The sequence below is a fragment of the Klebsiella terrigena genome (assembly GCF_012029655.1).
Taxonomy (GTDB): domain Bacteria; phylum Pseudomonadota; class Gammaproteobacteria; order Enterobacterales; family Enterobacteriaceae; genus Klebsiella; species Klebsiella terrigena.
Genome location: NZ_CP050508.1, coordinates 1,210,372 through 1,232,068, shown reverse-complemented (window position 1 = coordinate 1,232,068; position 21,697 = coordinate 1,210,372). Strand labels below are relative to the sequence as shown.

20 protein-coding genes are annotated in these 21,697 nt (G+C 59.0%); 14 read left to right on the top strand and 6 right to left on the bottom strand.

Annotation, left to right across the window (positions count from 1 at the left end; all coding sequences use genetic code 11):
- Window positions 1-3 precede the first annotated feature (3 nt).
- Complete coding sequence (locus tag HCK03_RS05915) at window positions 4-798, top strand: SDR family NAD(P)-dependent oxidoreductase (RefSeq protein ID WP_041146821.1); 795 nt, start codon at window positions 4-6, stop codon at window positions 796-798.
- A gap of 47 nt (window positions 799-845) precedes the next feature.
- The gene (locus tag HCK03_RS05910) at window positions 846-998 is read left to right on the top strand and encodes a hypothetical protein (RefSeq protein ID WP_167690983.1); all 153 of its coding nucleotides are present in this window, start codon (window positions 846-848) and stop codon (window positions 996-998) included.
- On the opposite strand, the gene HCK03_RS05905 is transcribed toward HCK03_RS05910, so the two are convergent.
- Window positions 995-2,188: an MFS transporter gene (locus HCK03_RS05905; protein WP_167691269.1), complete on the bottom strand. Its 1,194-nt coding sequence runs from the start codon at window positions 2,186-2,188 to the stop codon at window positions 995-997. The two genes, HCK03_RS05910 and HCK03_RS05905, sit on opposite strands and share 4 nt — an antisense overlap.
- 83 nt (window positions 2,189-2,271) lie before the next feature.
- Window positions 2,272-3,033, bottom strand: coding sequence for a transporter substrate-binding domain-containing protein (locus HCK03_RS05900; protein ID WP_143966578.1), 762 nt, complete (start codon window positions 3,031-3,033; stop codon window positions 2,272-2,274).
- Window positions 3,034-3,349: 316 nt separating this feature from the next.
- Here HCK03_RS05900 and HCK03_RS05895 point away from each other — a divergent pair, with 316 nt between their 5' ends.
- The 12 genes from HCK03_RS05895 to HCK03_RS05840 all read left to right on the top strand — a co-directional run bounded on the left by HCK03_RS05895 (window position 3,350) and on the right by HCK03_RS05840 (window position 16,226).
- Window positions 3,350-4,222, top strand: coding sequence for a MurR/RpiR family transcriptional regulator (locus HCK03_RS05895; protein WP_041146824.1), 873 nt, complete (start codon window positions 3,350-3,352; stop codon window positions 4,220-4,222).
- A 37-nt stretch (window positions 4,223-4,259) separates the two neighbouring features.
- Window positions 4,260-4,844, top strand: a complete 585-nt coding sequence (gene ddpX, locus HCK03_RS05890) for a D-alanyl-D-alanine dipeptidase (RefSeq protein ID WP_041146825.1) — start codon at window positions 4,260-4,262, stop codon at window positions 4,842-4,844.
- Window positions 4,845-4,846: 2 nt separating this feature from the next.
- Window positions 4,847-6,403 (top strand): ABC transporter substrate-binding protein, encoded by a 1,557-nt coding sequence (locus tag HCK03_RS05885; protein WP_041147723.1) that lies wholly within the window; start codon window positions 4,847-4,849, stop codon window positions 6,401-6,403.
- Window positions 6,404-6,462: 59 nt separating this feature from the next.
- Window positions 6,463-7,482, top strand: coding sequence for an ABC transporter permease (locus HCK03_RS05880; RefSeq protein WP_041146826.1), 1,020 nt, complete (start codon window positions 6,463-6,465; stop codon window positions 7,480-7,482).
- Complete coding sequence (ddpC, locus tag HCK03_RS05875) at window positions 7,483-8,376, top strand: D,D-dipeptide ABC transporter permease (protein WP_167691268.1); 894 nt, start codon at window positions 7,483-7,485, stop codon at window positions 8,374-8,376.
- On the top strand, window positions 8,376-9,362 hold the full coding sequence (locus HCK03_RS05870; protein WP_167691267.1) for an ABC transporter ATP-binding protein: 987 nt from the start codon (window positions 8,376-8,378) through the stop codon (window positions 9,360-9,362). The genes ddpC and HCK03_RS05870 overlap by 1 nt, the downstream gene beginning before the upstream one ends.
- Window positions 9,355-10,320: an oligopeptide/dipeptide ABC transporter ATP-binding protein gene (locus tag HCK03_RS05865; protein ID WP_167691266.1), complete on the top strand. Its 966-nt coding sequence runs from the start codon at window positions 9,355-9,357 to the stop codon at window positions 10,318-10,320. Before HCK03_RS05870 ends, HCK03_RS05865 begins: the two co-directional genes overlap by 8 nt.
- Before the next feature lie 325 nt (window positions 10,321-10,645).
- Window positions 10,646-11,257, top strand: coding sequence for a LuxR C-terminal-related transcriptional regulator (locus tag HCK03_RS05860; protein ID WP_143717382.1), 612 nt, complete (start codon window positions 10,646-10,648; stop codon window positions 11,255-11,257).
- Window positions 11,258-11,370: 113 nt separating this feature from the next.
- A complete protein-coding gene (locus tag HCK03_RS05855; protein ID WP_134527342.1) occupies window positions 11,371-11,922 on the top strand; it encodes a fimbrial protein in 552 nt (183 codons plus the stop codon).
- A gap of 40 nt (window positions 11,923-11,962) precedes the next feature.
- Window positions 11,963-12,631, top strand: coding sequence for a fimbrial biogenesis chaperone (locus HCK03_RS05850; protein WP_041146832.1), 669 nt, complete (start codon window positions 11,963-11,965; stop codon window positions 12,629-12,631).
- 32 nt (window positions 12,632-12,663) lie between these two features.
- Window positions 12,664-15,207, top strand: coding sequence for a fimbria/pilus outer membrane usher protein (locus tag HCK03_RS05845; RefSeq protein WP_167691265.1), 2,544 nt, complete (start codon window positions 12,664-12,666; stop codon window positions 15,205-15,207).
- A complete protein-coding gene (locus tag HCK03_RS05840) occupies window positions 15,207-16,226 on the top strand; it encodes a fimbrial protein (protein WP_167691264.1) in 1,020 nt (339 codons plus the stop codon). The genes HCK03_RS05845 and HCK03_RS05840 overlap by 1 nt, the downstream gene beginning before the upstream one ends.
- Window positions 16,227-16,245: 19 nt before the next feature.
- Here HCK03_RS05840 and HCK03_RS05835 read toward each other — a convergent pair whose 3' ends face one another.
- The 4 genes from HCK03_RS05835 to HCK03_RS05820 all read right to left on the bottom strand — a co-directional run bounded on the left by HCK03_RS05835 (window position 16,246) and on the right by HCK03_RS05820 (window position 21,280).
- Window positions 16,246-17,352, bottom strand: a complete 1,107-nt coding sequence (locus HCK03_RS05835; protein WP_115192075.1) for a fimbrial protein — start codon at window positions 17,350-17,352, stop codon at window positions 16,246-16,248.
- Between the two features lie 17 nt (window positions 17,353-17,369).
- Window positions 17,370-19,868 (bottom strand): fimbria/pilus outer membrane usher protein, encoded by a 2,499-nt coding sequence (locus HCK03_RS05830; RefSeq protein ID WP_167692397.1) that lies wholly within the window; start codon window positions 19,866-19,868, stop codon window positions 17,370-17,372.
- Window positions 19,869-19,946: 78 nt separating this feature from the next.
- A complete protein-coding gene (locus HCK03_RS05825) occupies window positions 19,947-20,612 on the bottom strand; it encodes a fimbrial biogenesis chaperone (RefSeq protein WP_167691263.1) in 666 nt (221 codons plus the stop codon).
- Between the two features lie 71 nt (window positions 20,613-20,683).
- The gene (locus tag HCK03_RS05820; protein ID WP_148251236.1) at window positions 20,684-21,280 is read right to left on the bottom strand and encodes a fimbrial protein; all 597 of its coding nucleotides are present in this window, start codon (window positions 21,278-21,280) and stop codon (window positions 20,684-20,686) included.
- Window positions 21,281-21,697: the final 417 nt, after the last annotated feature.

The window sequence follows — 21,697 nt, the reverse complement described above, 5'->3', positions numbered from 1 at the left end:
GTTATGAAGATTGATTTATCGGGGAAGGTCGCGCTGGTGACCGCATCAACCGCGGGGATTGGCTTTGCCATCGCCAAAGGGCTGGCGGAGAGCGGCGCGGAGGTGGTGATTAACGGACGCAGCGAGCGCAGCGTTAACGAGGCCATCGCCCGGTTGCAAAATGAAGTCCCGGGCGCCAGCGCGCGTCCGGCGGTGGCCGATCTGAGCGGCGCCCAGGGCGTGAATCAGCTGCTGCAGGCGCTGGTCGGCATCGATATTCTGGTCAACAACGCCGGCATCTATGGCCCGCAGGATTTCTATGAAACCGATGACGAAACCTGGGAAAACTACTGGCAGACCAACGTGATGTCCGGCGTGCGCTTATCGCGGGCGCTGCTGCCGGGGATGGTGCAAAAAGGCTGGGGTCGGGTGGTGTTTATCTCTTCCGAATCGGCGCGCAACGTGCCGGCGGACATGATCCACTACGGGGTGACCAAAACCGCCCAGCTGTCGCTGGCGCGCGGGCTGGCGAAATACGTCGCCGGCAGCGGCGTCACCGTCAACAGCGTGCTGCCGGGCCCCACCCTGTCCGACGGCTTTGCCGAAATGATGAAGGACGAGGTCGCCAGGACCGGAAAACCGCTGGAGCAGCTGGCGAAAGAGTTTGTCATGGCCCACCGCCCCGCGTCGGTGATTCAGCGCGCGGCGTCGGTGGAAGAGGTGGCGAATATGGTGGTGTACGTCTGCTCGACCCAGGCCTCGGCGACCTCGGGTGCGGCGCTGCGCGTTGACGGCGGCGTGGTGGACGATATCGTCTGATAGCGCGACGCCCTTCCGCCGATCGGCAGGAGGGCGATCGCCCGCTATTGTTGGCGCTGTTTTATCTTGAGCGCCTGCCGATGCTGAAGGCCGAGGGCAAAACCATCGTCGCCCTCACCCACGACGATCGCAACTTTCACCTCGCTGACCGCATTATCAAGCTGGAGCCGGGGCGCATCGCCCTGACCGCCCCGCTTTAGCGTTGGCGCCGAGCGCGCACGCCGAACAATAGTGCCGCCAGGGCGACCATCACCGGCACCAGCGAGCCCCAGAGCACGGCGTTCCAGCCGAAGAGGTTCATCAGCGCGCCAGAGGCGAACGCCCCCACCATCATCACGCCGAAGACGATAAAGTCGTTCAGCGACTGCACCTGGGTTTTCTCTTCCGGACGGTGGAAATCCATAATCTGCGTCGAAGCGCCGGTGAAGCCGAAGTTCCAGCCGATGCCCAGCAGAATGAGCGATACCCAGTAGTGCATCACCTCGGTGCCGGCCAGCCCGACCAGCACCGACAGCGCGAGTAGCGCTAGCCCCGCCGCGTTAATACGCCTGGCGCCGAAGCGGGTGATAAGCCTGCCGGTAAAAAAGCCGGGGCCGTACATCGCCACCACGTGCCACTGAATGCCAAGGTTCGACGCCTGCTGAGAAATACCGTGCAGATGCATGGAGAGCGGCGCGGCGGTCATCAGGAAGTTCATCACCATATAGGCCACCGCCCCGCTGAATACCGTGCGGGCAAAACCCGGCTGGCGCACGATCTCCCCGAGCGGACGGCCGCCGCTCTTCGCCTGGGCCACCGGCTCTGCGGACGTGACCCCCAGCAGCACCAGCGCCGAAACCGCCGCCACCGCGCCCTGGGCAAGAAAGGTCATGGCGAAGGTATGCGCCGGCCACAGGTTCATCGTCCCGGTCACCAGCATCGGGCCAATCACCCCGGCGGCCACGCCGCCGCCCATCACCAGCGACAGCGCCCGGGCGCGACGCTCGGCGCCAACGCCATCCGTGGCGGCAAAGCGAAACGAGACCGCCACCGCCGCGTAGGCACCGCCCAAAAATGCCGCCACGCAGAAGAGCCAGAAGGAGCCGGTCACCACCGCCAGAGCGGCCAGCAGGCCGGTGAGAACGCCGGCGCCGGTGCCCAGCATAAATACCGCCCGGCGCCCGCGCCTTCTGGCCAGGGCGCCAAAGGGTAAAATACAGGCCGCCATGCCGAGGACGAAAATGGCGATCGGCAGCGTGGCAAGGGCGCGATCCGGGGCAATGGCGTTGCCGACAATCGCCCCGGTGGCGTAAAAGACCACCGAGTTGGCCCCCGCCAGCGCCTGGGCGGTCGCCAGGCGGATAATATTGTTGTTCTGTTGCCTGACAGGCAGGGTTATCTCAGCGTTCATCAATTCTCGTTATCCGGTTTCGCTGCGCGCCTGCGCGGCGTGTAAACAGCCACTTTACCCGGCAACGAGACAATCGCCACCGCCTATTCGTGAATTTTCCACTTCTGCTTGAGCACATTTTTATCCTGGCTATCCAGCCAGCGGTTGACCTTATCCAGCAGCGGCTGATTATCCTTTTTCATCATGTAGACCTTAAAGCTGGCGGTTCCCGGGAAGGGCTGCTCGTTGGCGACGCAAAAGACCCCGGGCTCTTTGTTCTGATAATAGATGCCCTCAATCAGGTCGGTCACCATCATGTCGGCGGTTTTCTGCCGCAGCGCTTCGAGGTTATCGACGTTGTTTTTCACCCGGATAATCTGCGCATGTTTAATATGCGCATCGACGTAGCTTTGGTTGGTGCCGCCTGGATTGACGATCACCTTCACGTTCGGGCGATCGATTTTTTCAAGGCTCCCCAGCGCCGGCGCCGCCATGCAGCTGGCGAGGGCAATTTTGCCGTTGGCAACCACCGGATGGCTGAGGGCGAAATCTTTCGCCCGCTCCGGCGTCTCGGTGACGCCGCCCATGGCGATATCAAACTTATCGGCCTGCAGATCGCCCGACAGCGTCGGCCAGCTGGTCTGCACAAACGTCACCTTCAGCCCCAGCTTCTCGCCAAGATCCTTTGCCATATCAACGTCATAACCGAGCAGCTCGCCGACGCCATTATGAAACGCCAGCGGGGCGTAATCTCCCGGCACGCCGACCTTCAGCTCGCCGCTGTGCTGAATTGTTTGCATATCACGTGCCAGGCTGCTGCAGGCAATGCTTGCCAGCGCCAGAGCAATACAAACCTTAACCTTCATACCATCATCCTTATTAATTAGTCAGTTATGTTAATTGTGCGCGCCCGATGCCCGCCGTTTTTCTCTTTTCGGTCGCCGGCATTAATGACAACTTTGTTAACCATATGTTTTATTTTTGTGATGCACAACCAGGAAACGTTGCACCTTCTTTGTGCATGTTTTGGCGAAAATCTACGCTCATAGTTCGCCTGCCTCCAGCCTTTTCCCCGTCATACCGCGGAACGACGGTGTTCCGTAATAGATGGCATGCATCGTGCTTTGTTAGCTGAGTAACAGCGGAATGGTTTATGAGAGCCAAATATCACCGGGGGTCAGGATGAACGAGAGTAGCGACGAGCTGTTTCGCACCATTGAGGCGACCTTTAGCCAGCTTACGCCTAGCGAAAAGCGCATCGGCAGCTGGCTGCTGAGCCATCGCCAGCATATCCCCTTTGAGACCGCGGACAGCATTGCTCAGGCAACCGGCACCAGCGGGATCACCGTCGGACGCTATCTGCGCAAGCTGGGCTACCGCAACCTCGATGATGTTAAAAACAGCCTGAAGGATCGCGCGCCGGTGCCCTATAGACACTGGGGCGTCATCGATCGCCTCGACTCCTGGGCGCAGCAGCAGGCGCAGCCCGACCGCGCCAGCCTGTCGCTGCAGATGGAGCTCGACGCTATCCGCTACGTCTACCAGCTGGCGCAGGAGGAGACCTTCGCCCGCATCAGCGAGCGGATTGCGCGAGCCGACGCGGTGATTGTGATCGGCATCCAGTCCACGCGCGGTCTTGCCAACGCCTTTTTTAGCCACCTCGAATATCTGCGTCCGCGGGTGACCTACGCCGACGGCAGCTCCGGCAGCTGGCTGGAGGCGCTGAACTCTGAATATGAGCATCCCTACGTGGTGATCACCGATACCCGCGCCTACTCCAGCACCGCCAGGCAGTTCTGCCGGGTGGCCGCCGAACGGCGCATCGCCACCGCGCTGGTCACCGATATCTGGTGCCCGTGGGCCCGCGACTATCCGCTCGATCTGCTGCAGGTTAAAACCGATACCGGCCACTTTTGGGATTCGCTCGCACCGATCGGCTGCCTTTTCAACCTGCTGCTCTCGGCGGTCGTCGAGCGACTCGGCCCGTCGCTGTCGCAGCGCCTGGCCGAGAACCGGGCGCTGCAGCAGGAGTTTGGTCAATTTGAACGTGAATAAGCGCCTGCTCGCCAGGCTTCAGGACAGGAAATAACAGATGAATCAGCAAGTCACCCTGGTCGATATCCGCGCGCGGTTTCCGGCGCTGGCTATCGATCTCAAGTACGCCAGCGCCGATAACATTACCGGCCAGCCGATCTATGCCGAAGCCCGCTGCCTGCTGCACCCGGACGCGGCGGCGGCGCTGGAGAAGTCTCTGCGCATCGCCCGGCTGGCAGGCCTGCATCTGCAGGTTCTCGATGCCTATCGTCCGCAGCAGGCTCAGCAGCTGCTGTGGAACGCCTGTCCGAATCAGGATTACGTGGTACCGATAGCGCTGGGGTCGAACCACAGCCGCGGCACCGCTATCGACGTGACGCTGCTCGACGAAAGCGGCCAGCCGCTGGATATGGGCACCGCCTTCGATGAGATGGACGATCTCTCTCACCCTTACCACCCGGCGGTTCCCCCCGCCGCTCAGCGTCATCGCCTGCTGCTGAACGCCGTGATGTTTGGCGGCGGCTTTAAGGGTATTTCCACGGAATGGTGGCACTTCGAACTACCGGACGCGGCCGGTTATCCGCTCCTTGATGATGTTTTTGCCTGCCTGGCTCCCGCTAAGACTGACGGAGTAATTCCATGAAAATGATTCGTACCCCCTTAACCGGTTTTCGTCCGCTGCTGCTGGCCGTCGCGCTGGCTGCCGCCGTTGCGCCGGCCTATGCCGCGGTCCCCAAAGATATGCTGGTGATCGGTAAAGCCGCCGACCCGCAGACCCTCGATCCGGCCGTGACCATCGATAACAACGACTGGACGGTCACCTACCCGGCCTATCAGCGGCTGGTGAAATATAAAACCGATGACGGGAAAGGCTCGACGGACGTCGAGGGCGAGCTGGCGGAGAGCTGGCAGGTCTCCGATGACGGTAAAACCTGGACCTTTACGCTGCACAAAAGCATGCAGTTTGCCGACGGCTCGCCGGTGACGGCCGAGGCGGTCAAGCTCTCTTTCGAACGCCTGATGCGCATTAAGCAAGGTCCTTCGGAAGCCTTCCCGACCGGGCTGAAAATTGATGCCGTCGATCCCACTACGGTCCGCTTCACCCTGCCGGAGCCTTTCGCCCCGTTCCTGCACACTCTCGCCAACGACGGCGCGTCGATCGTCAACCCGGCGGTGCTGAAGGCCAACGCCGCCGACGACGCCCGCGGCTGGCTGGCGGAGCATACCGCCGGATCCGGCGCCTATATGCTGCAGCGCTGGCAGAAAGGCCAGCAGCTGGTGCTGGTGCCCAACCCGCACTACAGCGGCATTAAGCCGGTCTTTAAGCGGGTCACGGTGAAGATTATCGGCGAAAGCTCCGCCCGCCGCCTGCAGCTGACCAAGGGCGATCTGGATATTGCCGATGCGCTGCCGGTAGACCAGTTCGCGGCGCTGAAGAAAGAGGATCGCGTCACGGTGTATGACTATCCGGCGCTGCGGGTGACCTACCTGTACCTCAACAACAGCAAGGCGCCGATGAATCAGGTCGATCTCCGCCGCGCCGTCTCCTGGGCCACCGACTATAAAGGGATGGTCAACGGCATCCTCGGCGGCAACGGCAAGCAGATGCGCGGCCCGATCCCGGACGGCATGTGGGGCTATGACGCCAGCGCCATGCAGTACTCCCTCGATATGGACAAAGCCAAAGCCGCGCTGGAAAAAGTGGCGGATAAGCCCAAAACCCTGTCGTTCCTCTACTCCGATAATGACCCTAACTGGGAACCTATCGCCCTCTCCACCCAGGCGAATCTGCAGGCGCTGGGCATCCCGGTGAAGCTCGAAAAGCTGGCTAACGCCACCATGCGCGAGCGGATTGGCAAAGGGGATTACGACATCGCCATCGGCAACTGGAGCCCGGATTTCGCCGACCCCTATATGTTCATGAACTACTGGTTTGAGTCGGATAAGAAAGGGCTGCCGGGCAACCGTTCATTCTACGAGAACCCGCAGGTTGACGCCCTGCTCAAGAAGGCGGTCTCCACCGCCGATCAGGGGCAGCGAACCGCGGATTATCAGGCGGCGCAGAAAACGGTTATCGATGAGGCCGCCTACGTCTATCTGTTCCAGAAGAACTATCAGGTGGCGATGAACAAAGAGGTCAAAGGCTTCGTCTTTAACCCGATGCTCGAGCAGATCTTCAATATTGCCGAGATGCACAAATAGCGGGCCGCACCTTAACCTTGTGATGCCGGGCAGCCATCGGCCCGGCAGAGGACGCCATGATGAGTTTCTGGGGTTTACTACGACAACGCAGCTGGGGACTGATCCTCGTCGTCGCCGGCGTATGCGCAATCACCTTTATTATTTCGCACCTCATTCCCGGCGACCCCGCGCGGCTGCTGGCGGGCGATCGCGCGAGCGATGAGATCGTGCGCCATATTCGCCAGCAGCTGGGGCTGGATCTCCCCCTCTGGCAGCAGTTTTTACACTACGTCAACGCCCTGCTGCACGGCGATCTCGGCACCTCTATCCGTACCGGGCGCCCGGTGCTGGAAGATCTTAAAACCTTTTTCCCCGCGACGCTGGAGCTGGCGATATGCGCGCTGTTCATCGCGCTGGTGGTCGGCATTCCGCTCGGCGTGCTCTCGGCGGTGTACCGCAACCGCTGGACCGATCATCTGGTGCGCCTGATGGCGCTGACCGGCATTTCTACCCCGGCGTTCTGGCTGGGGCTGGGGGCGATCGTTCTGTTCTACGGCAAGCTGAACTGGCTGCCGGGCAGCGGACGACTTGACGACTGGTTTGACCCGCCAACCCACGTGACCGGTTTCTACCTGATCGACTCGCTGCTGGAAGGCAACCTCGAGGTGTTCTTTAACGCCCTTCAGCACCTGATTTTACCGGCCACCACTCTGGCCTTCGTCCACCTGGGGATCGTCGCCCGGCAGATTCGATCGGCGATGCTGGAGCAGCTTAGCGAAGATTATATCCGCACCGCGCTGGCCAGCGGGCTGCCGAAGTGGACCATCGTGATGCGCTACGCCCTGCCCAACGCGCTGATCCCCTCGGTCACCGTGCTCGGCCTCGCGCTGGGGGACCTGCTGTACGGCGCGGTGCTGACCGAAACCGTCTTCGCCTGGCCCGGGATGGGCGCCTACGTGGTCTCCTCCATTCAGGCGCTCGATTTCCCGGCGGTAATGGGGTTCGCCGTGGTGGTGTCGTTTGCCTACGTGCTGGTCAACCTGCTCGTTGACCTGCTCTATTTGTGGATAGACCCGCGTATGGGTCGGGGAGAAAGCTAAGTGATGATGACCCAGGAAAGCCCCGCCGTCGGCGTGAAAATCAGCCGCAGCCACGCGTGGAAACGCCGCCTGTGGCTGGTACGTAAAAGCCCGCTGACGCTGATCGGCGGCGGCATTATGCTGATCATGCTGTTCCTGATGATCTTCTCTCCGTGGCTGGTGCCGCACGATCCTAACGCCATCGATCTCACCGCCCGCCTGCAGGCGCCGTCGGCGATCCACTGGTTTGGCACCGACGAAGTGGGTCGGGATCTGTTTAGCCGGGTGCTGATCGGCAGCCAGCAGTCGATCGCCACCGGGCTGGCGGTGGTGCTGATCGCCGGGATCGGCGGCTCGCTGCTCGGCTGCCTCTCCGGCATCCTCGGCGGGCGCAGCGACGCGCTGATCATGCGGCTGATGGATATCATGCTGTCGATCCCCTCGCTGGTGCTGACGATGGCGCTGGCCGCCGCGTTAGGCCCCAGCCTGTTCAACGCCATGCTGGCGATCGCTATCGTGCGGATCCCCTTTTACGTGCGCCTGGCGCGCGGACAAACGCTGATCGTGCGCCAGCACAGCTTCGTTGAGGCCTCCGTCACCTTCGGCGCCTCCCGCTGGCATCTGATCAGCTGGCATATTCTGCGCAATGCGCTGCCGCCGCTGGTGGTGCAGGCTTCGCTCGATATCGGCAGCGCCATTCTGATGGCGGCGACGTTAGGCTTTATCGGCCTCGGCGCCCAGCAACCGACCGCCGAATGGGGAGCGATGGTGGCCAACGGCCGTAACTATGTTCTCGACCAGTGGTGGTACTGCGCCTTCCCCGGCGCCGCCATCCTGATCACCGCCGTCGGTTTTAATCTGTTTGGTGACGGGATTCAGGACTTACTGGATCCGAAGTCCGGAGGACGCAGCTAATGAATAACCGGGTTTTAACTATCGATAACGTCCGCTTAAGCTTCCCCGTCTACCAGGGCGCGGTGCACGTCCTGAACGCCGTTTCCATGCATATCGACCGCGGCGAAATTGTTGGCGTGGTGGGCGAGTCGGGTTCGGGAAAATCCGTCACCGCAATGCTGGCGATGCGCCTGCTGCCGCCGGAGAGCTATCAGATCCACAGCGGCCAGGTGACCCTGATGGGCAACGATATCCTCGGCGCAACGGAAAAAGAGATGCGCGCTATTCGCGGCCGCAGGGTGGCGATGATTTTCCAGGAGCCGATGACCGCCCTGAACCCGACGCGGCGGATTGGCAAACAGATGGTGGACGTTATCCGCCAGCACCGTCCGCTCTCCGCCCGCGAGGCCCGCACCAGGGCGGTGGCGCTGCTGGCAGATATGCAGATAGCCGACCCGCAGCGGGTGATGGATCGCTACCCGTTTGAGCTCTCCGGCGGAATGCGCCAGCGGGTGATGATCGCCATCGCCTTCTCCTGCGAGCCTGACCTGCTGATTGCCGATGAGCCCACCACCGCCCTGGACGTGACCGTCCAGCGCCAGGTTCTGCGCCTGCTAAAACAGAAGGCGCAGGCCACGGGAACCGCGGTGCTGTTTATCAGCCACGATATGGCGGTCGTTTCCCAGGTTTGCGATCGGCTGTACGTCATGTACGCCGGGGCGGTAATCGAAAGCGGTTCGACCCCGCAGGTGCTGCATCATCCGCTGCATCCCTACTCCGTTGGCCTGCTGAACAGCGCCCCGGATAACGGTGAGCCGCGATCGCCGCTGCAATCGATTCCCGGCACGGTGCCCAATCTCGCGCGCCTGCCCGGCGGCTGCGCCTTTCGCGAACGCTGCTTCGCCGCCGGCGAGGGCTGCGGGACGGTCCCGCTGCTGCGGCCGATAGAACACACCGAACAGCAGGCGGCCTGCTGGTATCCGCAACGGGAGAACGCCCATGTCTGACAGATTATTAACGCTGAGCGATGTTCATCTTAACTTCCCGGCGCGCAAGAACTGGCGCGGTAAGGTCGTCGAGCGCGTCTATGCGCTAAACGGCCTGGATATGACGGCCTATCGCGGCGAAACCCTGGGTATCGTTGGCGAATCCGGCTGCGGAAAAAGCACCCTCGCCAGGCTGCTGATGGGCATGCTCAAACCTTCGTCCGGCCGCTTCGATCGCGGCGGGGACTCCGCGGCCGGGCGCGACGCCGGCAGCATGCAGATGGTCTTCCAGGACCCGCTCTCCTCGCTGGATCCGCGCCTGCCCGTCTGGCGCACCATCACCGAGCCGGTGTGGATCCAGTCCCGGCCCGGCGAGAAGGCGCGGCGCGCGCTCGCCGAGCGGCTGGCGCTGCAGGTTGGGCTGCGTCCGGAGTATCTCGACCGCCTGCCGCACGCCTTTTCCGGCGGCCAGCGCCAGCGCATTGCGATCGCCCGCGCGCTGTCGGCGAAGCCGGATATTATCGTGCTGGATGAGCCCACCTCGGCGCTGGATATTTCAGTGCAGGCGCAGATCCTCAATCTGCTGGTTGAGCTGCAAAAACAGCAGAACCTGACCTTCGTGCTGATCTCGCATAACGTCTCGGTGGTGCGTCATATGAGCGACCGCGTGGCGGTGATGTATCTCGGGCAAATCGTCGAGATGGGCGAAGCGCGCCGGGTCCTCGACGCGCCGTCTCATCCCTATACCCGTCTGCTGATGGATTCGGTGCCGCGGATTGGCGCGCCGCTGGGCGACGCCCCGCGCAACACCGAGCTGCCCGGCAACCGGCATCTGCCGGAGGGCTGTTATTTTCGCGAGCGCTGCCCCTTCGCCAGCACCGGCTGTGAACAACCGCAGCCCCTACGCCCGCTGGCCAACGGCAGCGCCGCCCGCTGCTGGAAGGCGGAAAGCCTTGCCGTCACGGCGGTGATGAGCTGAACGCGGATATCACCCGCAGATCGCAGCGGTTCTTATAGCCGCATCGATGATGCCGCATTCTTTCACAGCGCTGTTTTCCCGGTGAAAGAATGCGGTTCATCTATAATAACCACCACAATATAAACGGCGTGAATAATAAATAAGATACATCCTCGCCTGTATCTTTATTTATTTCTCTGCCCGCACGAAGTCTTCCTGCCATAAGGCACAAAACACCACAACGCCCATTGAGATTATTCTTACAATCACGCTCATCATCCTATTTACAACCCCGGATGAAAATCGCCATACTCTTTACCAGCCAGGATGTATAAGGATATACATTATGATCGTTATTATTACAGCCAACAGTTACTTCGCCAGCGGAATTACCTCCCTTGCGGCACTCTCCGCTGCATCAGCGTATTCCGGCGCCACCGCCGTTGCGGTTTTCCCTGACCTCGGCGCCACCGCTGAGGACTACCTGCATTCGGCCAAAACGATCGTTATTGATTACAGTTATCCCAACATTCAGCATCTTGCATCCCTGCTTGCGCAAAAGAATAAATATATTACCGGGGATATTATTTTTGTCGTCAAAGAGGATTTACTTCTCGATCCCATTGAGAATATTGTTATTAACGCGCTGTCAAGCCTGGTATTGGAGTATGCCAGCGCCACGCAGCGCCTGCGCGCTTATTTCAGGCATACTTACCCGCATACCGTCAGCCATACGTTTAAACAAACCATTAGGTCCGTCGATCGCAATATTCATTTAAAGCTGAGTCGTCAGGAGGATACGCTGCTGCCCTATATTATCTGTGGGCTTAACAATAAAAGAATCGCTCAGGCAACCGACATCAGCAATATGACAATCAGCCACTACCGACGAAATATTTATCAAAAGCTCAAGGTCAGAAATATTACCGGGCTGTATAACTATCTGCACTCTTTATAACTGAAATAAACAACGCAGCATCAGCATAAAAAAATAGCGTGCCGGCAGCGCTGCCCCCGGCTATCGCTAACAACCGTTCTTCACGCATGTCGATATAACATAAGGAATTGTATATGAAAATGAAATCTCTGTGCCTCGCAATGGCGCTGATTGGCGCGACCTGCCAGTACGTTAACGCGGCCGACGGCACGCTGAAGTTTAAAGGCGAAGTGGTTAACTCCAGCTGCACGGTAAACGGCATGAATAACCAGGAGCTTGACGTCGCGATGGGGAAAATTCCTCTCAGCAAGCTGACCCAGGATTTCAAGGGGCCGGAAGTGGGGGTCACCATTACCATTACCGGCTGCGAGGAGGGGGATTATTACCTGGTGCTTGACGGTACCTCAGCCACGGAAGCCAATAAAGTTAACGTCCTGGCCTTAGATGATGCCGACGCCCCAGGCACCGCGCAGAATGTCGGCATTATTCTGACCGACCGTAATGATAACCCGGTCACCCTGGACCAGCCGCTCAATAAAGATAATGACCCGGTAGTCCACGTTACCTCGGCTAACGGCGGCGGTACCTTTTATCTGAAAGCGTCATATTACGCCTGGGGTCAGGCTGCAAACATTAAGTCGGGCATCGCTGACGCCACCGCGAGATTTACCGTTATTCAGCAATAATATTCACCGGCCAGGGACGGCATATTCAAAAGGGAAAACGATGAAAATTCTGCTGCCAGTACTATTCGCCACCTTTGTATTTCAGGCCCAGGGCGCTATTCAGGTGGAAGCTTCGCGAGTCATCTACTCCGGAAAAGAGCGTTCGGCAAGCCTGAAAATAAATAACCCCAGCAGCAGGAACTATATCGTCCAGACCTGGCTGGATAACGGAACAGAGAGCCCCAACGGGAGTCGTCCAATTATCGTCACGCCGCCTCTGGTCAAACTGCGCCCCGAGCAGTCGGCGCTGCTGAGATTTATTTACTCAGGCAGCGGGCTGCCGACCGACCGCGAGACCCTGTACTGGGTCAACGTTCAGGAAGTTCCCCCGAGCGCGGCCGGGGAGAACGTCCTGCAAATCGCAATCCGCACCCGGCTAAAGCTTTTTTACCGACCGCAGGAGATAAAAACCACGCTGGCTGATGAAGTGCGAAAAATGCAGTGGACATCCTCTGCAACGACGCTGACCTTTAACAATAACGGCCCGCTGCATATTACTCTCAGCAAAATGGAGCTGGCGGATAATAAAGGAAAAACGGTGCCGATTAACGGCATCATGCTCTCTCCCTATAGCCACCAGTCGCTCACGCTACCCGCCGGCGCGCACCTTAAAAGCATGAAATATATTAATGACCACGGCGCTTCAATAGCTATTCCGGTTAAGCGTTAAAACGTCTCGCTCACTTTAAGGATGATAGAGTGATGGATATAGTGAAATTACGCTATCTGTTTAGCGCCCTCCTGATGACCATCACCGCCGCCGCTGAGAGTGCCGAACGTTATAATGCCCGCTTTCTTAACGGAATAGATCAGAATGCGCTGCGTGATTTTGCCGCCAGCGAAAGCGACGTCCTGCCGGGACGCTATTACGTTAATATTTATATTAACGAAAAGCTCGTCGACAGCAGGGAGATAACCTTCTCGGCGGACGCGATAAATGGCCGCCTGGCGCCCTGTATCAGCGCCGAGGAATATATTCGCTACGGCGTAAAAATTAATGATGATAGCCAACGCTGCTATCCGCTCGTCGACAACCTGACGCAGGCTCGGCTGGAGGTCGATATCGCCAGCCACCGCCTGGCAATCACCCTCCCACAGCAGTTTGTCCTCACCCGCCCGTATGATTACGTGTCGCCAGCGCTGTTTGATGACGGAATTAACGCCGCTTTTATTAACTATAACTATACCCACGATGAGACTCACGGCGATTGGGGAAGCGATAGATATCAGTACCTGTCGCTAAACAGCGGGCTCAATCTTGGCGCCTGGCGCCTGCGCAACAGCGCCTACTGGAATAAAACCAGCGACCAGACCGATCGCTGGAAAAGTCTTTCCAGCACCCTCGAAACCAGCATTATTGCGTGGCGCAGCCGCCTGGAAATCGGCCAGACCAGCACCGACGCGAGCGTCTTTGACAGCATCCAGTTTCGCGGCGCGCAGCTCGGTAGCGATAGCGAAATGCTGCCCGGCAGCCAGACCGGCTACGCGCCGGTCATCAGAGGCGTAGCCAATAGCAACGCCCGGGTCGAAGTCCGCCAGAACAAGTACGTCATCTTCTCCGAGAACGTTCCGCCGGGGCCCTTTGAGATTAGCGACATCAGCGCCGTCAATCGCAGCGGCGACTTCACCGTCACGGTTATCGAAGCGGACGGTAGCCACAATACCTTTACCGTCGCCTATACCACGCTGCCAAAGCTGGTGCGATCCGGGATGTGGAACTATCAGATCTCCGCCGGCCGCTACCACGACGGCGTAGACGGCTACGCCCCGGACTTTATGCAAAGCACCCTCTCCTTTGGACTCAACAACGCTTTTACGCTGTACGGCGGCGGGCTGGCGGCAGAAAACTATCGCGCGGGCGCTGCGGGCGTCGGTATCAATATGGGGAACGCGGGCGCAGTTTCGGCGGACTATACCTTCGCCTCTACGCTTCTGGCGGACGGCCGCCGTCGGGACGGAGGGAGCATCCGTTTTCTGTATGCCAAATCCTTTCTCGCCACCAGCACCGATTTCCAGGTTGCGGGCTACCGCTACTCAACCGCCGGTTACTACAGCTTTTCCGATGCCGTTATCGAAAGACGCAGATGGCACGATGGCAGCTATACGAACTATCGCTGGCCTGCCGACGATGACCCCTACCGGTGGCAAAACGACCGCCCCGACACCTACTACAGCACGTCGCTGTATAACAAAAAGAATCGTCTGGATATCTCGGCCAGCCAGAAAATCGGTAAGCACAGCTCGTTCTATCTTAACTTCAGCCAGCAAAAGTACTGGAACAGCGCCAGCAGCGATCTCTCCCTGCAGAGCGGGTTTAGCTCCAGCATCGGCAAAATAAATTACGGTATCTATTACCAAAACAGCCGTAATCACTACACCCGGAATGACAACAGCCTCAACCTCAGGCTCTCCGTGCCGTTTAATTTCGCCGATAGCAACAGCATCACTGCCTCGATGAGCCTCAGCCATAGCAAATCCGCGGGGACGACCGAGCAGGCCGGGCTCAACGGTTCACTCCTCGACGACGGCCGCCTGAGCTACGCCTTATCAACCGCCTATGACCAGGCGACAAAATCAACCAACAGCGCCAGCCTGGGCTATCAGGGACAGTATGGCAATGTTTACGCCGGCTACGCCTATAACAACGCCAGCAGGCAGGTCAGCGCCAACCTGGCCGGCGGCATGGTTGCCCATCGCGGCGGCATTACCCTCAGCCAGCCGCTGGGCACCACCTTTAGCCTGGTAGAGGCCAGGGGCGCAGAGGGCGTGGGCATCAGTAACCAGACCGGCGTCAAAATTAATCGCTACGGCTACGCGGTGGTCCCGCAAACCCTGCCCTGGCGGCCAAACGCCGTTGAGCTCAATACCCAGGACTTCGATGAATGGCTCGACGTCCCGAACGCCGTCAGCAGCACGGTTCCGACCCGAGGGGCGATCGCCCTCGTGAAGTTTGAGGCCTACCGCGGCCAGAGCGTGCTGATCCACGGTTCGCGAGCCAATGGCGACTATCCGCCGCCGGGCGCGCTGCTCTATACCGCCGACGGCCGTAACAACGGGCTGGTCGGCCCCGGCGGGGAGATGTTTGTCTCTGGCGTCAATCCGGGCGATATCCTGCGGGTTAAGTGGGGCGAACTGCCGGAGGAGAGCTGCACCATCACGCTGCCGGCGGCCGGGCCCGATGAGCCAACCCCGATCGCCTATCGCGAATTAACCTTAGTCTGCGCAGATAACCTACCGAGGCCATAATGCAGCATTTCATCCGCCATCTACTTTTCATCTTCGCGGCCGCGGCCCTGGGCCTGAGCGCGCTCCCCGCGCGGGCGCTTACCTGCGCCACGACAACCTCGACCATCAGCGAAACCGTTGATATCGGCAATATTATTAAGGTGTCGAGCAGCGAGCTGATCGCGGGGCAAAAAATATGGGTCTCGCCGACGATAAGCGCCCGCTTTACCTGCAGCGATACCGACAAGCACCCGAAGGGGGAGAGCGCCTATTTTTGGCTGGATCCGGGCAACAAGGCCGGCACCCTGCCCGCCTTTATCAAAATTGGTATCACCTATAACGGCGCCGACTATTTGCTGCAAAACGGGCAAAAGGTTGAAATCGGTCCGGCGACAATTTGCCGGGGAGACTGCACGCAGACCGCGATCCCGGTGACCTTCGATTTGAACTATCAGGTTTATATCATCGCGACGGGCAGCGCGATAACCAACGGCGGCGTTATCGCCAAAGATCTGAAGCTCTCGCTGTTCCAGGTAGACGGCGAAGGGGGGTTACGCAATGGCAGGGTCGGGGATAACTATAACCTGTTGATTACCGGCCTTAACCAGATTAACGCCATGGCCTGCGTGCCGACGGTGGCCATCTCCCCAAGTGAAATAGATTTTGGCACGCTTTCCACCGGCAACGCCCGACCGGGCCAGCTGGAGAGAATCAGATCCTTTACCGTGACCTATGGCCTGAGCCAGAAGGGTTCAGGTATCGCCTGCGGTACGGAAGACCTGTTTGCCACCTTCAGCTCGGTGAACAAAATTCAGGATGCGGCGATCGTTCTTCCCGAAAGCGACAGCGGTTTTGGCATTATCTTGTCCAAAAGCACCACTATGACGCCGCGCATTGAAATGAACGCCCCGGAAAAAATCCCGATAAAAGTCGGCGTCCCTCTGACCCAGCCCTACTTCGCCGGGGTGCTGTGGACCACTACCGCCCCCAAAACAGGCGCATTTTCGGCGACGGCCACCATTACCGTCACCTTTCAGTAGCCGGGCGCACGGCCCTCCCTTAGTTATATTCCAGGGCAAAGGTCGCCAGGCCATTGGCCCGCCCTGGCGTCACCCGGTCTCCCGTCTGCACGTAGCGGGCACTGAAGTTGATATTCTCGGCGGTGGCGGCGCTGCTCGCCGTGATATGTTTCAGCACCGGCAGATTGCTGGCCTCGTTAATCTTTATCGGGGTTCCGGCAGAGGGCGCCGGAGCGGAGTTATTGCCGTAGCTCAGCTTGATTCCGACGCCGCTCGCCGCGCCGACGACCTGGGCGAGGGCTAAAGCGTCGCCGATGCCGGGATCGGCGGTGACGCCGAAAAAGCCAATCCTGATATCGGCCGGGGTGCTGCAAAATACCGGAATGCTAAACGTCTGCGCCGCGCCGGCGACGGTCGTTTTGCCTTTGAACTCCGCCTTATTGACCGTACCCAGATTGACGCCAATCGAGGAGCGGGTCACCTGGCAACTGCCGTTGGCGCCAATATCCACGTTAAGGGCGGAGAGGTCGATGCTGACCGGCGAGCTCTGCGTGTGGCCCGCGCTCCCGCTATCCTGTTTCTCAATATATAAATTACCCACCTGCGGCTGGGCGGCAACGCTGGTGTGGTTACCGCTGACCAGCGGAATATCGCCGGTTTTATAAAAGGTGATATAGGCTTTGACCACCGTCTCGCGCTGGGCGAGCAGCGTCGACATCTGCGCGCTATCGCAAACCGTCATCGACTCGCCTCCTGCCGGCGCGCTGCCGCCATCGATGTAGCGAATCGCGCCGCCTTCGCACTGAAAACCCAGCGAATAACCCATGCCGCTCAGCGCCGAGTCATAGACGTGCTGGCCGTTAATCACCCGCGGCGAGCCGGCGGTATTGCGCTGTTTATAGATAATGCGCTTCATGCTCGCCGTCGGCAGCTGCAGATCGCAGACAAAGTGGATCCCGCCGCCGTTGTCCGCCATGGCGCTGGTCATTTGCGTGTTGGCCGGCAGCGTGGGCAGATACTTAATATTCTGCACGTTAATGGTCATCTGACCGACGCTGCCGCCGCAGCTCTCGGCCCATCCGTAATGCGTGTAAATTCCCGTAGCCAGCAGGAACAAAAACTGCAGCGTACGATAGCCGCTATACATGGCGATCTCTCTTCGGTTTATCGGCACAGGCCGCTGACGGTTTTTACCGCGCTTTGCCGTGCCTGGTGGTCAGCCAGATGAAAATGCAGCGCGCATTTTCGCGAGGTATTACGGTCGTCCCAGCTGACGTCAAGCGTGCCGTCATCCGGGATCCCACTCAGATAGGCCTGCCCGCCGTCGGCGACCATTCCTGTCGGCGCGGCGCCCTCCGCCTCTTCTTGCTGGCGCAGATGCGCGCTGGCGCCAAAGGGGATCGGCCCGCGGCTATCGCGTAGGGTGAACAGCACGCGGTTGCCAATATGGGTTTGATAGTTAGCCAGCACCACGGAGCCGCCGCCGGGGATCACGGTTTGTCCCTGCAGCTCCACGTCGGTATCGTTGGCCATCGAGGCGGTATCAAGGGTAATTACGTTTTTGCGATAGACCGTGAGCGTCGGCACAACCGCGTATCCACGCCCGTCGGTATGCACGTTGGTGCCGTTCTGGATCGCCACGTCCGCCGCGCCCGGCGCCCGCACGATGGCAAAACTGTCGCCCACGGTTTGCCCGAGAGTGACGCCATGCGGGTGTGCAACCACCGAACCTGACGCTCCCCACGTCAGCTGGTTGCTGGCGCTGTCGTGCCGATAGCCCAGCTGGGCGCTGCCGTAGCCGCCGTGATAATCCAGCCCGGCGCTGCTGTTGCTGCCCTGTCCGCCGTTCGCATAGCCCTGCTGCAGCGAGTAGTAGAGATTGGGCCGCTGCGGCAGCGCACCGTACATCGCGACCTGCTGCGAGGAGCGGCCGTTGCTGTCGGTGGTGGTGCTGTAGCTCACCGCGCTCTCCTTCAGCCAGCCGCCCAGCGGAACGTTGAGGTTCAGCGACCAGGAGCGGTCCACCTTTTCGTCGTCGGACGAGCGGGTGTAGTAGTAGCCCACGCCCCAGGAGATGCCCTTCCACGCGCTGTAAAAACCAACGTGGACCGTCTTATCGCTGCTTTTATTGTGCCAGTACTCCTGCGACCAGGCGGATATCGCCAGGCTGCTCGCCGCACCAACGGATTGAGAAATCGACAGCTCTTCGCGGCTGCGCTTGTTGTCCACCCGCTCGCTCGGGTCGTCGAGGGCGTTGGCTTCGCTGAAGTCATAGTATCCGCTCGAGGAGTAGCGGTAGCTGGCGAGGTTAAAGGAGGTGCCGGTGAGGGTAAAATCCTTCTGGTACTGCGCGCGAATCGAGTGCCCCACGTAGCGTTTATCGCTGACGGTGGCGGTAGTGGCCCAGGTGACGTCGGCCCCCAGCGATCCCAGCTCGCCGAACCCGCGCCCCACGCCCAGCGCCCACGCCTGATACTTCTGCGCCAGCTGGCTGCCGCCGTAGAGGGTGAACTGGGCGGGAAGACCGTAAAACAGGGTGCCCTGTAAAAACTCCGGCGACTGGGCCGAATTCGTGCCCGCGTGATAGCGGCCGCCGCTGAGGCTAAATTTGCTCCGCCCTTCGCGCAGCATAAAAGGCACCGCGGAGTAGGGCTGGGTGAAGGTGCGCACCGACCCGTCGCTCTCCTTTACCTGCACCTCAAGATCGCCGCTTTGCGCCGTGGGATAGAGATCTTTAATCGCAAAGGCTCCGGGAGCAACGAAGGTTTCGTAGATAACGTAGCCATGCTGTGAAATGGTCACCCTGGCGTTGCTGTGCGCCATACCGCGGATCGTCGGAGCAAAGCCGCGCATGCTGTCCGGCAGCATTTCATCGTCGGACATCAGCTGAACGCCGCGAAACTGCACGCTATCGAAGACCTCGCCGGTGGTGAAGGTATCGCCAATTCGCAGCAGGCTTTTGAGGGATTTTACATCGCGCTGCAAATAGGTGCTTTGGCTACTCCAGCGATAGTGCTGGTCATACTGCATCGCCGAGATATTACGCAGGCGCCAGGCGCCAAGGTTAACGCCGCTGCGTAAATTCAAATAGCTTGAGCGGCTGCGGTCCTCAGACTGCTGCGTTTGCGCCCCCGTCAGGTTGTAGTTAACAAACGCCGCCGCAATACCGTCATCCCAGCGCGCCGGGTCAACGTAGCCGCGGCTCTGCGCGTTCATTGCCGCCTGCGGAATGCTCAGGTTCAGGCGCTGGCTGGCAAAGTCAAAGCCGCTGCTGGCGTCGGGAATATAGCGCTCAATCCGGGTAAAGGTCTCCCCGTCCCGCAGGGTGTTGAAGGATGAAAAAGCGCTGACGTTGACCCCGAACTCCGCCAGCTGCGCGGCGGTTAATACCGGGCGTAGCGTCCCGCTATCTTCGACAAACTCCACCGGCGCCTGGCCTACCTGCTGGTCGTTGAGCCAGATGCTCACCGGGTAGGTGCCGGGCTGCTGGCCGCCGGATTTGGCAAAATAGCGCAGGTCTGCGGTCTTTTGCTGCGGATTGGCAAACTCTAAGGCTGCCGGGTCGAAGTAGTCGTCCGCCCGCGCCGCGCCGCTTTGACAGAGGGTAAAAAGCAGCGTCGGAACGGTTGCCAGCGCTAACATCCCCCCGCTGGGGGCCTTCATCACGCTACGAGCATGAGGGATAATCGGGAGCTTCTTTTTCACAATATCCTGACCAGGCGATCTATTAAGCGTGATGGGCTACTGCTGGGCGTAATCGGTAATACCGCCAAAATCGTTAATGGCACGCCATTTAACCGTTCCGCTATCTTCGGCCGGCCACGTTTTATCGGCGAAAGGCCCCACCATTCCGGGTTCTGTAATTTCTTTGCCGCCAACGGCAACCGTGAAAAATGAAACAAAATAGGGCGTCGGGTTGTGAACGGTTAAGCGATGAGCGGCCTGTTTAAATTTCAGCTGCTGCCATGCGCTCTCCGGATCGCCGTGCAAACCGTTTGGCCGATAAAAAATCTTAAATTTGGATTTAATATTGACCTGTAATTTATTGGCCTCCCCTTTTTGCGTCGGGGAAATACTTTTCACGTTCAGCCAATATACCGACTCGCGATCGCCGGGCAGCGGTGAGCCAATGAAATTAATACGCAATACGTTTTCCTGCTCCGGGTCGAGGCGAAATAGCGGCGGCGTAACAATAAATGGTACCGGGCCTTTATCCGCTTCGGCATAATTCTCCACCCACGACTGCACCAGATAGGGAGAATGGTTATCAGCGTTGGTCACAGAAATGGAGGCTTCGCGCTTCCCTTCATGATAAATAACCCGGGTGCCGCCCATAACAATGCCGGCCTGAGCCACGGCGGAGAACAGGAAAAAGGCGGCCGCAACCGCAGTGATAAACTGCTTCATATTGATAACCATTAAACCAAAGTCGGAATGCCGGAGGGAATGAGCAGGCCCGTTGCCTGCTCATGAGCGTATTAGTTGTAAACCATATTGAAGTTGGCCGTACCATTTGCCGGGCCGACGGACACGGCGCTGGTCGAAATATAGTCGGCGAAGAATTGCAGATCGGCGGTCCCGGAGGCGGCCCCGGAAGTGCCGGCAGTCACCGCCTGCTGGTGCGAGACCGAGCCGAGGTTGATGGCCGTCGATTTATCATCTTCATACAGCTTAATCGCCACGCCCTGAGCGCCGCCGTTTACCGCCAGCAGGTTGCTGTTGTTGGTATCACGAGTGCCGTCAAATATCACCGCCACGGTGGTTACCGAAGCAGGGCAATCTTTCACTTTGATATGGAAGCCGGTTTTGGTGGTCTCTGAGCCCGCGCCGGTGAAATAGCTGCTTGCCCATTTACCCAGATCGACGACCTGATTAGCGCTGGTGCTATCAACATTGCAGGAGGTATCGGTAATTTCACCGGTGAACTCAACCTGACCGCCGGTGTTCTGCGTGCCGGCGCCAGCGCCGGGGTTGACGGTAATTGCGGAGCTGGAAGGCTGAGAAGGGCTTGCGAATACTGCGCCGGACACCAGAGTACCGACAAAAATTGCCATAATGCGTGCTTGGGTTTTCATTATTTATCTCATTGCTAATATAGATTTAATACAGATAAAGCACAGCACCAGCCTGGCCTGTGAAAATCTGTTTACCGGGTCTCCTTGTTAATAATGCGTTCGTTCCATCCGCAGGTTATCAAATATACAAAGACGAATTCCACCTCAGCTGATTTACTCAAAAAAGAAAAGCCATTAAGTAAAATTTATAAATGTGTATTTAACATGCACTAAATCATATTCTGCCAAAAAACAAAACGCAATATCTTGTTATGTTAATGAAATGGCATTTTACTTTACACATAAAATAAAGATTAAAGATATTATTTCTCTTGTTAATTTTTCACGCAAAAAATCCGCTGCCGCGTCAATAAATCACAACAAGAGCGGGAATTAATTAACAAATTTAATCAAATAACCCTATCTCCCTCCTGCTTT

Excerpts from the sequence above, each read along its gene's own strand:
- HCK03_RS05915 (WP_041146821.1), top strand. The coding sequence starts at position 4 with ATGAAGATTGATTTATCGGGGAAGGTCGCGCTGGTGACCGCATCAACC.
- HCK03_RS05905 (WP_167691269.1), bottom strand. The coding sequence starts at position 2,188 with ATGAACGCTGAGATAACCCTGCCTGTCAGGCAACAGAACAACAATATT.
- HCK03_RS05900 (WP_143966578.1), bottom strand. The coding sequence starts at position 3,033 with ATGAAGGTTAAGGTTTGTATTGCTCTGGCGCTGGCAAGCATTGCCTGC.
- HCK03_RS05895 (WP_041146824.1), top strand. The coding sequence starts at position 3,350 with ATGAACGAGAGTAGCGACGAGCTGTTTCGCACCATTGAGGCGACCTTT.
- ddpX (WP_041146825.1), top strand. The coding sequence starts at position 4,260 with ATGAATCAGCAAGTCACCCTGGTCGATATCCGCGCGCGGTTTCCGGCG.
- HCK03_RS05885 (WP_041147723.1), top strand. The coding sequence starts at position 4,847 with ATGATTCGTACCCCCTTAACCGGTTTTCGTCCGCTGCTGCTGGCCGTC.
- HCK03_RS05880 (WP_041146826.1), top strand. The coding sequence starts at position 6,463 with ATGAGTTTCTGGGGTTTACTACGACAACGCAGCTGGGGACTGATCCTC.
- HCK03_RS05870 (WP_167691267.1), top strand. The coding sequence starts at position 8,376 with ATGAATAACCGGGTTTTAACTATCGATAACGTCCGCTTAAGCTTCCCC.
- HCK03_RS05865 (WP_167691266.1), top strand. The coding sequence starts at position 9,355 with ATGTCTGACAGATTATTAACGCTGAGCGATGTTCATCTTAACTTCCCG.
- HCK03_RS05860 (WP_143717382.1), top strand. The coding sequence starts at position 10,646 with ATGATCGTTATTATTACAGCCAACAGTTACTTCGCCAGCGGAATTACC.
- HCK03_RS05855 (WP_134527342.1), top strand. The coding sequence starts at position 11,371 with ATGAAAATGAAATCTCTGTGCCTCGCAATGGCGCTGATTGGCGCGACC.
- HCK03_RS05850 (WP_041146832.1), top strand. The coding sequence starts at position 11,963 with ATGAAAATTCTGCTGCCAGTACTATTCGCCACCTTTGTATTTCAGGCC.
- HCK03_RS05845 (WP_167691265.1), top strand. The coding sequence starts at position 12,664 with ATGGATATAGTGAAATTACGCTATCTGTTTAGCGCCCTCCTGATGACC.
- HCK03_RS05840 (WP_167691264.1), top strand. The coding sequence starts at position 15,207 with ATGCAGCATTTCATCCGCCATCTACTTTTCATCTTCGCGGCCGCGGCC.
- HCK03_RS05835 (WP_115192075.1), bottom strand. The coding sequence starts at position 17,352 with ATGTATAGCGGCTATCGTACGCTGCAGTTTTTGTTCCTGCTGGCTACG.
- HCK03_RS05830 (WP_167692397.1), bottom strand. The coding sequence starts at position 19,868 with ATGAAGGCCCCCAGCGGGGGGATGTTAGCGCTGGCAACCGTTCCGACG.
- HCK03_RS05825 (WP_167691263.1), bottom strand. The coding sequence starts at position 20,612 with ATGAAGCAGTTTATCACTGCGGTTGCGGCCGCCTTTTTCCTGTTCTCC.
- HCK03_RS05820 (WP_148251236.1), bottom strand. The coding sequence starts at position 21,280 with ATGAAAACCCAAGCACGCATTATGGCAATTTTTGTCGGTACTCTGGTG.